The sequence below is a fragment of the Anaerococcus nagyae genome (assembly GCF_040364225.1).
Lineage (GTDB): Bacteria > Bacillota > Clostridia > Tissierellales > Peptoniphilaceae > Anaerococcus > Anaerococcus nagyae.
Window position 1 is genome coordinate 152,486 of the sequence record NZ_AP031484.1, and the last position, 12,430, is coordinate 164,915.

Sequence of the window (12,430 nt, forward strand, 5' to 3'; positions counted from 1 at the left end):
ATAATGTCAACCTTGGGAGATTATATATTTGTATACTTAGATTTAGGATTTAATAAAGAAGTTATCAATAGTCAGTAAATTATTATTTGTTTTTTAAAATTGTATTATTCTAACATAGCATATTTTTAATTAACTGTACAAAACTCGCTGTGAAAATGTTAATAACTATCTATACCTTTGAGTAGAAATATTCCTGGATCCCTCCTTATTTCGTAGAGAGATACTAATAGTATAATTATATACAACATAAGAAATACGTAGTGGATTTTATTGCTTAGTTTTCAAAAAAATAAAGTTAAATTATATACAAAACAACCTACCAAAATCAAAAAATCCAGCCTTTTTTTATACAAAATTAATATCCTATATAATATAATTATCTAAATGGAGGTAAATATGCGTGTTTTAGTCGTAGAAGACGATTTAGATTTAATAGATTTACTAGAAGAAGGTTTAACTATGTATGGTTATGCTGTTGATAAGGCCTATGATGGAGAAGAAGCTATTGATATGGCCTATGTAGAAAGCTATGACGTTATAGTTTTGGACATAAACTTACCTAAAAAGGATGGATTTGAAGTCTTAAAGGAGGTGCGCAAGAATGACCAAGAAGTTAATATAATTATGTTAACTGCAAGAAGTGATATAGACGATAGGGTCAAGGGACTAGATTATGGAGCTAATGATTATATGGTAAAACCTTTTGATTTAAAAGAACTTGATGCTAGAATGCGTGCGCTTTTACGCCGTAAATCTGTTACGGAATCAAATATTATAGAAGCTTGCGGTATGAAATTTGATACTACCACCCGTGAGGCTTACGTAGGGGATACTAAGCTTAATTTAACTCTTAAGGAAACAGGAATTCTGGAGTATTTATTTTTAAACCAAGAAAAGTATGTATCTAGTGAAGAGCTTATAGATCATGTTTGGGATTCTAATGCTGATAGTTTTTCTAATTCTGTAAGAGTACATATGTCTTCGCTTAGGAAAAAAATTAAGGAAGTTAGCGGAGAAAATAAAATAGAAAATGTAATTGGTAAGGGCTATAGGATTTATGAAGAATGATAAAGTCTACCAATCTATAGTATTTAAGCTAATAGTAGCGGTTGTAATTATTTTTATATCCATGCTTACTATTACAAATTACATGATAAACCAAAAGCAAATTCAAATGACAGAGGAGATGCTATATCAAATAGAACGCTATATGCCAGCATATAGGAATTCTGTAGTAGTAACGGTAAACAATGCTCATTTACAATCAACAGCTGACTTTAGAATATATTCTTTTGTTGTAACAGGTCTTGTTATTGTAATTGGATCAATGATTTTTGCTGTAATAATATCAAAAATTTTAGCTCCTCTTAAGAGTCTTCAGAAAAATATAGCAAAAATTGACATAGATAAACCAGAAACTTTTTCTGATAATCTATTAGTAGAAGATGGATCAAGCGAGATTGTAGACTTATCCAAAAGTTTTAATAATCTCATGGATAGGATCTATAAGGATTATAGGAGACAAAAGGATTTTTCTGCAAATGTTGCCCATGAACTTAGGACACCTGTTGCAATAATGAAAGCTCAGGTCGATGTTTTTAAGCGCAAGAATAACGATAAATATGCACAGGATTTTGCTGAAAAAATAGATGATAATTTAGAGAAACTTAAAAATCTTATAGAGTCAGTTCTTATGTTTTCTAAAAAGCAGGACTTAAATATAAGTGAAGTTTGTGTAACATCTCTCATAGAAGAGATTTTATTTGACCTTGAAGATAAGATTGCTAAGAAGAATATAAGAATTGATTTTGAAAAAAATGATAATTTATGTTTAAAAACAGATGATGTATTGTTGCAAAGATTATTATTTAATATAATAGAAAATTCTGTAAAATATAATATAAATAATGGGTTTATAAAAATTGATACTAAAAAAGAAGAGAATAAATTAGTTATAGAAGTCTCTGATGGTGGTATAGGAATGAGTGCTGAGCAGAAAGAAAAGATTTTTGATTTATTTTACCAAGCTGATAATTCTAGACACAAGGAAGGCTTTGGTATAGGTCTTGCTCTATCTAAGCAAATAGCTGATACATTAGGAGCTAGGATAGTCGTAAAAGATAATCAACCACAAGGTAGTAAGTTTTTATTAATATTTCCAAATTCTTAACACTAAATTAACGTTTTATTTACTATCATTATTTATGAGGTAAAGATATGACAAAAAAGGATAAAAATTTAATTAGTGGAACGATACTAATATTATCCCTAGGATTTATGGTATATGGAGTCTATAGGGGAGAGGTAAATTCTGTATTTACTAAGGCAATTAATCTGTGTTTGGAGTGTATAGGAATTGGATAAGCTAAGAAATATATCGAGAAACAAAATTCAAGGACTAGTAGCTCTTTTATATAATTTACATATACCAAATTTTTTTAAGGGCAAGATTTATAATGGGTCAACTAAGAAAGTTTGCTTACCTGGACTAAACTGTTACTCATGTCCAGGAGCAGCAGGTTCTTGTCCGATAGGATCCATGCAAGCTGTAATGGGATCTAAAAAATACAGGTTTTCCTATTATGTGTTTGGGATGATGGCGTTTTTTGGTGTGATGGTAGCAAGATTAATTTGTGGATTTTTGTGTCCTATGGGTTTGTTTCAAGACTTGCTTAATAAGATACCAACTAAAAAAGTATCTACAAAGAAGCTGAAACCACTTAGACTTATAAAATATATCATCCTATTTTCACTAATTTTAGCTTTAGGCTTAGTTATGAGAGACAGATATGAAGTAATCCCTCCCTACTTTTGCAAGTATATTTGTCCTCAAGGAATTATCCAGGGAGCCATTCCTTTAGCTATCAAAAATCCTTCCCTACGATTGGGACTTGGAAAGTTATTTAATTTAAAACTTGGTATTTTGATAACTACTATTATTCTATCTATAATATTTTACAGACCATTTTGTAAGTGGATTTGTCCACTCGGTGCTTTTTATTCATTTTTCAACAAATACTCCTTCTATCAAATGAAAGTGGATGAAAATAAGTGCATAGATTGTGGCAAATGTGCTAGAGTTTGTAAGATGGATGTAGATATAAGAAAAAATAATGCTCACTTGGAATGTATAAGGTGTCATGAATGTACTAAAGCTTGTCCTACAAAAGCCATATCTTCCTCTTTGTTACAAAGGAGAGAAAATGGAAAAGATAAACAAATATTATTTACTAATTCTAGCAGGTCTTAGTCTTGCTGCTTGCACAAGCAACCAAAAAGCAGATAGACTATCAGATAATAAAACAGAAACTAAAGTTGAGAATAAAGAAGAAGTACCAGCAAAACAAGCAGGTATGAATGATCATTCAAAAGCAAAGAAAGAAGAAAGTACTGAGATAAGCGAAAAGTCAGATTCTAATAAAAAACTTCCAGTATTTACATCTAAAGATCAAGATGGAAATCCATTTTCAAATGAAGATATAGCTAAAAATGATGCAACTGTAATAAACTTATGGTTTACGGGATGTTCAGCTTGCATAGAAGAAATGGATGAGATGAATGATATAGCAGATGAGATTAAAAAAGAAGACGGAGTTGATTTTGTGTCTATGTGTACAGATGTAAACTACGATGATTCTACAAAAGAAGTTTATAGTAGGATTATGAAAGACAAGAAGCCTACATATAAGGCTCTTGCTGTGGACTATGAGGGGGATATGAAAGATTACTTAGAAGGAATTTTTGTATATCCGACAACAATTGTAGTAGATAAAAATGGAAAGATTATAGGGGACCCTATAGAAGGAACTTTGATTCCACAAGAACAAAAAGATAAGCTTAAAGAAAATATAAATAAGGCAATAGAAAGCTCAAAAGCATCCTAAGGTGGGTGCTTTTTTGAATTTAACGATTATTTCATAACGTTTGGGTATAAAATATAAATAAATATTATAATGTAAAGAGAAGAGAAAGGAAACTATGAAGTATAAGAAAATTTTAGCTACATCATTATCATTAGGACTAGTTTTTGCAGGAGCAACCCAAGTTTATGCATCAGAGGATTACATTGAAGAAGCAAATAATAATGTGCTTTCAACTTCAAATGGAGGTCAAGGATTGGAAAAAGCTTGGAATAAAGAAGACTTAGAAGAAACTAATAAGCTAGAAATAAATCCTAAATATGTTGCAGATAATACTCAAAAACTTGGAGCTAGTAGAGAAAGTAGAATTATCGGTGAAGATAATAAAGGCAATAAGGCAGAATCTTCTGCAGTTAAAACTAAAAAAAATAATAATGAAGGTAAAAAGCCAGTTATAATTGAAAAACCAGCAACAAATGATAACAAAAATCAAGATCCTACATCAGAAGCTGGATCAAAAGGAGATTCAACAAATAATAATGGCAACGAAGGTAAAGAGCCTGTAATTATAGATAAAGAAACTTCTGATGATAACAAAGGAAATGAAAATCCTTCTAACACAGCTGATGGATCGCAAATATCAGATGAAAGTGGACTAACAAATGGAGCAAAAGGTCAGGCTTATCCAAAAGGAACAACAATAGAGATTACAAAAGTTTCTAATAATAAAAAAGAAGAGAAAAATACGAACACAGAAGCTGGAGCTAATCCCAAAACAGGTATTTTTGCATCAAGCTCAGTAATTGGAGTTCTTGTAGCAGCAAGTGCAGCTTATACTGGCAGTAAAAGAAAATAATAAACTAATAAGGAGTTGTTGCCAATTATCGTCCCATCATTATATAAGTTTCTCTTAGGAAATTTTTTACATAGCCTGTCGACTCGTGTAGGCAAAATTTCCGCATAGGTTCTTCTAATGATTTTGGGACGATTTATTTACTCTGCAACAATTTCTTTTAGTTTGCAAATATACATAGATATTTATTATCAATCTAGGGTATATATAAAATGAAGTGAGGTAAATATGTATTTTGAAGACTATAAAATTGGTCAAATTTTTGATCAAGAGATAGAATCTTTATCTTTTAGTGAAGATGAACTTATAGGATATGCCAAAAAATATGACCCTAGACCAATCCATATAGATAAAGAAGTTGCAAAAAAATCTCGTTTTGGAAAGATAATAGCATCGGGGTCTTTTGCGAATATGGCTTTTTGGGCTCAATGGGTAAAGACAGGCATAGATGCTGATGGAGTTGTGGCAGGTGTTAGTGTAGATAAGGCAGAGTGGTTAAAGCCAATTTACCCTGATACCCTTTATGATATTAAGGTAGAAACTGTAGATAAAAAAGTACGAATAGAGGGAAAAGATGGTTTTGTAAGCCAAAAGCTTATGGTTTACAATCCAGAGGGAGAACTTTGCTTAACATATATTGGTAGGGCTCTGGTTAATTTTAAAGAAAATAGATAAAATGATTAATTAATAATGATATTTGCTAATAGCGAAGGTAGTGTCTTTTTTGAAAGATACTGATAATATTAAATATTACCAAAATAGAAAAAATTTTATTATAACATTTGGAGGATTTTAAGTCACAATTTATTTTTAGAATATAAGATAACTTTAGGGATGCGTAAATCAATTACTTTAAAACAAGCTAAGTCTTTTGATAACTAGTTATAAAACTTGTTATCTTATATAGGCTTACAATATTAATTGATAAAATTTGATAAATATAAGTCACGAATTAGTCATATTTTAACAAAAATTTAAGCTCTATGTGTAAATCATGGGAATATTTTTGAAAAGTATTTCTTTTTTTTATAAAGTATGATACAATCATTATTGCAAAGGTTTACATATAATTTTTAATTTAAGGAGAAATTTTTATGGCAAGTTCGAAGAAAAAAATCGGATTAGTTCCAAAAATGCTTGTAGCAATTCTTTTAGGTGTACTAGCTGGTAGATATATGCCAGAATGGTTTATCAGAATTGCAATCACATTTTCAAGTATTTTCGGATCATTTTTATCATTTATTATTCCTCTAATGATCTTAGCTTTTGTAACAAAAGGTATATCAGATCTAGGAGATGGTGCAGGGAAACTTTTAGGTGTTACAGTTTTAATATCTTACTTATCAACTCTAATTGCTGGTAGCTTATCATATATTATGTCTAGTAACATATTCCCTAAATTTATTACACAAGAACAAATAAACTCTATAATAGCAACAGAAGGGTCAGACCTTGAGCCGTTTTTTAAAGTACCTATTACACCATTTTTTGATGTAACAAGTGCTTTGATATTTGCATTTATGATGGGTATTTGTATTTCATGGTTAAGAAAAAATGGAAGCGGAGAAGTATTATACAAAGGCTTTAGCGAATTTAATGCAATTATTACTCAAGTATTAGCAAGAGCTATAGTACCGCTTTTACCATTTTTCATTTTTGGTAACTTCTCAGAAATGAGCTATAATGGTTCTGTATTTGCAGTACTTAATATCTTCTGGAGAATATTTATTTGTATTATTATTCTTCACTTATTATATGTAACATTGATGTTTGTTCTTTCCGGTTCTTACACTGGTAAGAATCCTTTTGCTATGATTAAGAATGAAGTAAAAGGATATATGACAGCTGTAGGTACTCAATCATCAGCTGCAACAATACCGGTGAACTTAGAATGTGCAGCAAACAATGGTGTTAGTCGTGAGATAGCAGATTTCGTAGTTCCTCTTGGAGCAACAGTTCATATGCCAGGATCTATGATTACAATTACAGGTTGTACATTCACTATTCTTTATATGTATAATATGCCTCACTCATTTGGTATGATGTTATCACTTATAGCTACTCTAGGAGTTGCTATGGTAGCAGCACCAGGTGCTCCAGGTGGAGCTGTTATGAGTGCTCTTCCATTTATGCCAATGGTAGGTATAGCTCCAGAATCAGCTATGGCAAGTTTACTAATTTCACTTTATCTAACCCAAGACTCATTTGGTACAGCAGCAAACATCTCAGGTGATGTGGCTATTGCTAATGCAGTAGACAAAATATATAATAGAAAAATAAAGGGTGACAAAAATTGGAAACCAATACCAGTAAATCATGATGCAGAATAATACTGGTTTAGCCTTTGCAAAACAAAATCAAGGTAGCATTTAATTGCTACCTTTCTCTTTGAAAAATAAAAAAAGGAGTTTATAATGGCAGTTAATGCTTCAATTTTTGATATAATAGGTCCAGTAATGGTTGGACCAAGCAGCTCACACACAGCAGGAGCTTGCAAAATTGCTAATGTAGCACAAAAAATGGTAGATCCAGGATTTAATGAAGTAGATTTTTATTTACATGGATCTTTTGCAAAAACTTATAAAGGACATGGAACTAATAGGGCTCTAGTAGGTGGAGTATTAGGTTTTGGTCCAGAAGATGATAGAATTATAAATGCATTTGAGTATGCAAAGATAAAAGGATTAAGCTATAAATTTATTGAAACAGATCTTGGAGAAGTACATCCAAATACTGTTAGAATGATATTTAAGTATCCTGATGGTAGAGCACCTATAGATATTCAAGGATCATCTATAGGAGGTGGTGCTATAGTTATCAATAGAATCTATGGTAATCCTATTGAATATTATGCAAAAAGACCAACTTTATTTATGGCTTATGGTGAACAAAAAGGTGTTATAGCTTTTGTATCAAGTATACTTTATAATGATGGTTATAATATACATGAGATGAAAACTATAAAAGATGGAGATAATGTAATGCTAGTTTGTGAGCTAGATGAACCATTAAGAGATGATATTTTTGAAAAGATTAAAGCGGGTAAAGATTTTAACTTTATCAAGTATATAGGTTAGGAAGATATTATGCTTACTAAATTTGAAATTTTAAAAGAAAGATGCAAAAAAGAAGAACTAGAGCTTTGGGAACTTTCTATAATAGATGAAATGGAAAATTCAGATAAAACTGAAGAGGAGATATTTGATAGACTCCAGAGAACTTTAGATGTAATGAAAAAATCAGCTCATGCAGCCCTTGAGGAACCTGTAACATCTGTAACTGGTATGACAGGTGGGAATGCAAAAACTATGAATGATTATTTCTTAGGTGGACAATCAATCTTAGGAGAAACTGCAGCTAAGGCTATGGCAATGGCCTTATCAACATCAGAAGTAAATGCAGCAATGGGTAGAATAGTTGCAGCTCCAACTGCAGGAGCTTCAGGTATTCTACCAGCTACACTTATGACTATGTATCATAAATATGGTTTTGACGATAGAAAGCTTATGGAAGCGATGCTTGTAGCAACTCAAGTAGGTCAAGTAATTTTTGATAACGCTACATTTGCAGGAGCTGAAGGTGGATGTCAAGCAGAAACAGGTTCAGCAGCAGCAATGGCAGCAGCAGCAGCATGCTACTTAAGAGGATCTGATATAGAAACTCAAGAAAAAGCAGCAACTTGCGCTCTATTAAATATTATGGGTTTAGTATGTGATCCAATAGGTGGTATGGTAGAATTCCCATGTAACCTTAGAAATGCTAATGGAGTTATGAATGCTCTAGCAAGTGCTGATATGGCAATGGCTGGAGTTAGAATGTATGTAACCTTTGATGAAGCAGTAGATGCAATGAAGAGAGTAGGAGATGCTCTTCCAAGTGGACTTAGAGAAACAGGTCAAGGCGGTATAGCAGTATGTCCATCAGCTTTAAAATTAAAAGAAAAATATATTGATGGAACAGTCTAAAAATAAATATTAATGAGAGAAGGGTAAGCCAATTAGGTTTACCCTTTTTATGTACAAATTTATATTTATGCTTAGAAATACACTGTTTAAATTTTGCTATAAAGAATATGGTCTATTATTTGACAAAATTAATGATTTATAATAAAATAATGATAAATAAATAATTAACAAAAGGAGATGAGGATTATGCCACTAAAAACTTACAGTGTTCCAAGAGTTATTGTGCATGGTAAAGATGCACTAGATTATCTAAAAGAACTTGATGGCAAAAAAGCTAGCATAGTGACCGGGGGATCTTCTATGAAAAAATTTGGATTTCTAGACAAGGTCAAGGAAATTCTTGAACAAGGGGGAATGGAAGTTCAAATAATAGATGGAGTAGAGCCTGACCCTTCTATCAAGACTTGTATAGAAGGTGGGAGAAAGATGGCAGAGTTTAAGCCTGATTGGATTGTTGCCTTAGGCGGTGGTTCTGCTATGGATGCAGCAAAGGTCATGTGGGTTTATTATGAACACCCAGACTATGATTTTAATAAGCTTGCTAATTTTGAAAATCCTCCACTTAGAACTAAGGCAAGAATGGTATGTATAGCTTCTACATCGGGTACTGCATCGGAGATTACTGCTTTTTCTGTTATAACAGATACAGAAAGTAAGATTAAGTATCCTCTAGTACATGCTGATTTTATTCCAGATGTTGCTATAGTGGATCCTGAGATTCCTTCAAAAATGCCAGCTCTAATTACTGCTCAGACAGGTATGGATGTTATGACTCATGCTATAGAATCCTATGTTTCAACAGCGGCAGATGATTATACAAAACCTCATTCTCTAAGAGCTATAGAGCTAGTATTTGATAATCTTAAAAAAGCTTATGATAATGGAGATGACCTAGATGCAAGGGAAAAGATGCATGATGCTTCAACACTTGCGGGCATGGCTTTCTCAAATGCCTCTCTTGGTATAGTTCACTCCATGGCTCATAAAATTGGTGGAATTTTCCACTTAACTCATGGCGAGGCAAACGCAATAATGTTACCTTATATAATTGATTACAACAGAAAGGAAAGTGATAAATATGATCAACTAGAAAGGCTTCTCGGTATAGATGATATAGCAGAGGAAGTCAGAAAATTGAACGCTTCTGTAGGTATTACATCATGTATAAAAGATGGTAAAAATACAGAAGTAGCAGAAAAAGATTTTAATGAAGTCTTAGAGGAAATGAGCAAAAATGCTTTTGCAGATGCTTGTACACTGACAAATCCTAGAAATACTTCTGCTAGCGATATCAAAAGGATATATAGAGCAGCTTACTATGGAGAAAAAGTAGACTTCTAGAAAATAAATTACTCCTTAAATAACAAATGGTTTATAAAAAATCGGCTATTACATTTAACTGGTAAAATGTAGTAGCCGATTTTGTTTTTTTTTAAAAAAGTTTATAGATAATTGGGTTTAATGTTTATATTTTTATTATGATTTAATAGAATATTTAATGTGCCAGCTTCCTTGGTATTCATATTTGTAGTAAAAACTGTTTTTTTATAAGCTTTAAAGCCACATTTTTTCTGGAGATTTCTGGACGCTTCATTGTAAGCGAAATAACCTGCTAATAAAAAATCATAGTTTAGAGTATTAAATAAATATTCAATGATTTTAAATATTGCCTCACTCATAAGACCACATCTCCAATAATTCTTGCTTAATACAAAGCCTAATTCTCTACCAATATAACTTTTGAATTCTATAAGTTCCTCTTCTGGTCCATATTTTTCTACGCCAATAGATCCTATAGTTTTATTATCTTTCTTATGATAAATAGCAAAGGTTTTATTATCCTCTATAAAATTATCTAAGATGTTCTTTGACTCTTCCTTGCTCTCATGGTGTTTCCAACCGGCTTTTTCTCCCACTCCAGCGATAGAAGCATATTCATAAAAATCATCCAAGTCATATTCTTCAAAAGCCCTTAGTATAAGTCTATCCGTTTCCAAAATTTTTCCATCAATCTTAAAATTAGCATTCATCTTTAACTCCTAATGCTTAGATATTTTTGATGATTTTACTACATATATAAAATTTATAAAGTTAAAGAAAAGGAGATAATGTATTAAAAAAGTTACGGTTTAAGTTACCTTTGTACTAAAGTAGATCCTCCATTTGAAAGCTTTTCTATTTCCTCTTTACTTAAAACATTAGCATCTCCTAATATAGTATGTTTCCATACGCTTGTAGCTGTGGCAAATTCTAGAGTTTCTTGAGTATCTTTACCATCTAATAATCCTGATATGAGACCGCTTGTAAATGAATCTCCTCCACCAACTCTATCGACTATATCAAAGCTATATTCTTTACTCGTGTATAGTTTTTTGCCATCGTAGAGTCTTGCGTATAAGGAGTTGCGGTTTGCCGAATGGCTTTTTCTAAAGGTAGAGACTGCGGTTTTAACTCCATAAGTTTCAACCATTTTCTTTAGTAATTTTTCATGTTTGTCATCACTTAAGTCTTCTTTAATTTCTAATAGGATATCTGGACTAAAACCTATAATTATATCAGCATATTTGAGTAAGTCTTTCATAGTCTCGTTAGCAACTTCTAGACTCCACATTTTTGCTCTGTAATTTACGTCTATAACTATAGTTAATCCCCTTTCTTTGGCAAATTCTAGAGCCTTTTTTGTAAGTTTACAAGCATTAGGACTTACTGCTGGACTTATACCTGTAACTAAGAATAAGTCAGCTTTATCAAAAATTTTATCAAAGTTAAAATCATCGATTTTCACATTAGCAAAAGCTGAATCTGCTCTGTCATAAATTACATTGCTAGCTCTTACAGAGTATCCCTTTTCTAGATAGTATAAACCTAATCTATTTCCACCAAAAATAACATTTTCTGTGTGAACACCGTATTTTCTTAGAGAATTTATTGCAGCATGGCCTATTGCATTGTCTGGTACTTTTGTTACAAATTGAGTTTCATAACCAAGATTAGAAAGGGCTATTGCTACATTTGCTTCTGCGCCTCCATAGTTTATGTCAAAGCTGTTTGCTTGCAGAAATCTTTCATATCCTGGAGGTGAGAGTCTTAGCATAATCTCTCCTAAGGTTACTATTTTTTTCATTTAGCTACGTACCTTTTTTATAGTTTCTAGATATTTTTTAGATTGATAGACTATGTCATCATGGTTACCTTTTACAAGGTTTGATCCAGCTCCTACTGCAAAGACTCCAGCATTAAACCATTCTTCAAGATTATCTAAGTTAACTCCGCCTGTGGGCATGATATTTGCTGTTGGAAGTGGACCGTGAATTGCTTTTACATAGGATGGTCCTGCTAGAGAACCTGGGAATAGTTTTATTAAATCTACTCCATATTCCAATGCTTTTGTTATTTCTGTAAAACTCATACAACCCGGTATATATGGTAGTTGGTATAGATTACACATTTTTGCAACTTCTTTATCAAATCCTGGGGATACTATAAATTTTGCTCCATTTAAGATTGCAAGTCTTGCAGTTGTGCTATCCATCACAGTACCTGCTCCAAGAGTAACTGTTTCAGGAAGCTCTTCATTGAGTTCTTTAAATACATCTAAGGCATTTGGTATAGTAAAAGTTACTTCAAGTATATCTATTCCGCCATCGATTAGGGCTTTACAATAATCAAGGGCTTCTTTGCTTGAATTTCCTCTAATAACTGGAACAATTCCTAATTCGTGAACTTTATTTAATACGTCATATTTTAACATT

Annotated in this window: 14 protein-coding genes; 11 read left to right on the forward strand and 3 right to left on the reverse strand. The window is 32.0% G+C overall.

What is annotated here, in order from left to right:
- Window positions 1-396 precede the first annotated feature (396 nt).
- From ABXG81_RS00645 to ABXG81_RS00695, 11 genes are all read left to right on the forward strand, one after another.
- Window positions 397-1,068, forward strand: a complete 672-nt coding sequence (locus tag ABXG81_RS00645) for a response regulator transcription factor (protein WP_117522278.1) — start codon at window positions 397-399, stop codon at window positions 1,066-1,068.
- Complete coding sequence (locus ABXG81_RS00650; protein ID WP_117522294.1) at window positions 1,058-2,170, forward strand: HAMP domain-containing sensor histidine kinase; 1,113 nt, start codon at window positions 1,058-1,060, stop codon at window positions 2,168-2,170. The genes ABXG81_RS00645 and ABXG81_RS00650 overlap by 11 nt, the downstream gene beginning before the upstream one ends.
- A gap of 47 nt (window positions 2,171-2,217) precedes the next feature.
- Entirely contained in the window at window positions 2,218-2,364 is a 147-nt protein-coding gene (locus tag ABXG81_RS00655; RefSeq protein ID WP_181965157.1) for a CD1871A family CXXC motif-containing protein, read from the forward strand.
- A complete protein-coding gene (locus ABXG81_RS00660) occupies window positions 2,357-3,250 on the forward strand; it encodes a 4Fe-4S binding protein (RefSeq protein ID WP_353528879.1) in 894 nt (297 codons plus the stop codon). The genes ABXG81_RS00655 and ABXG81_RS00660 overlap by 8 nt, the downstream gene beginning before the upstream one ends.
- Entirely contained in the window at window positions 3,204-3,884 is a 681-nt protein-coding gene (locus tag ABXG81_RS00665) for a TlpA disulfide reductase family protein (RefSeq protein WP_353528880.1), read from the forward strand. Before ABXG81_RS00660 ends, ABXG81_RS00665 begins: the two co-directional genes overlap by 47 nt.
- A 94-nt stretch (window positions 3,885-3,978) precedes the next feature.
- Window positions 3,979-4,716: a hypothetical protein gene (locus ABXG81_RS00670; protein WP_353528881.1), complete on the forward strand. Its 738-nt coding sequence runs from the start codon at window positions 3,979-3,981 to the stop codon at window positions 4,714-4,716.
- A gap of 225 nt (window positions 4,717-4,941) precedes the next feature.
- Entirely contained in the window at window positions 4,942-5,388 is a 447-nt protein-coding gene (locus tag ABXG81_RS00675) for a MaoC/PaaZ C-terminal domain-containing protein (protein WP_353528882.1), read from the forward strand.
- Between the two features lie 419 nt (window positions 5,389-5,807).
- Window positions 5,808-7,043, forward strand: coding sequence for a dicarboxylate/amino acid:cation symporter (locus ABXG81_RS00680; protein WP_316111367.1), 1,236 nt, complete (start codon window positions 5,808-5,810; stop codon window positions 7,041-7,043).
- Between the two features lie 84 nt (window positions 7,044-7,127).
- Entirely contained in the window at window positions 7,128-7,790 is a 663-nt protein-coding gene (gene sdaAB, locus ABXG81_RS00685; RefSeq protein WP_117522272.1) for an L-serine ammonia-lyase, iron-sulfur-dependent subunit beta, read from the forward strand.
- A gap of 9 nt (window positions 7,791-7,799) precedes the next feature.
- Window positions 7,800-8,678: an L-serine ammonia-lyase, iron-sulfur-dependent, subunit alpha gene (sdaAA, locus tag ABXG81_RS00690; protein WP_117522271.1), complete on the forward strand. Its 879-nt coding sequence runs from the start codon at window positions 7,800-7,802 to the stop codon at window positions 8,676-8,678.
- A 186-nt stretch (window positions 8,679-8,864) separates the two neighbouring features.
- Window positions 8,865-10,019 (forward strand): iron-containing alcohol dehydrogenase, encoded by a 1,155-nt coding sequence (locus ABXG81_RS00695; protein ID WP_353528883.1) that lies wholly within the window; start codon window positions 8,865-8,867, stop codon window positions 10,017-10,019.
- Between the two features lie 101 nt (window positions 10,020-10,120).
- On the opposite strand, the gene ABXG81_RS00700 is transcribed toward ABXG81_RS00695, so the two are convergent.
- The 3 genes from ABXG81_RS00700 to ABXG81_RS00710 all read right to left on the reverse strand — a co-directional run bounded on the left by ABXG81_RS00700 (window position 10,121) and on the right by ABXG81_RS00710 (window position 12,429).
- Entirely contained in the window at window positions 10,121-10,708 is a 588-nt protein-coding gene (locus ABXG81_RS00700) for a GNAT family N-acetyltransferase (RefSeq protein ID WP_353528884.1), read from the reverse strand.
- A gap of 104 nt (window positions 10,709-10,812) precedes the next feature.
- Window positions 10,813-11,802: a sugar kinase gene (locus ABXG81_RS00705; protein WP_353528885.1), complete on the reverse strand. Its 990-nt coding sequence runs from the start codon at window positions 11,800-11,802 to the stop codon at window positions 10,813-10,815.
- Entirely contained in the window at window positions 11,803-12,429 is a 627-nt protein-coding gene (locus ABXG81_RS00710; protein ID WP_117522267.1) for a bifunctional 2-keto-4-hydroxyglutarate aldolase/2-keto-3-deoxy-6-phosphogluconate aldolase, read from the reverse strand.
- Window position 12,430: the final 1 nt, after the last annotated feature.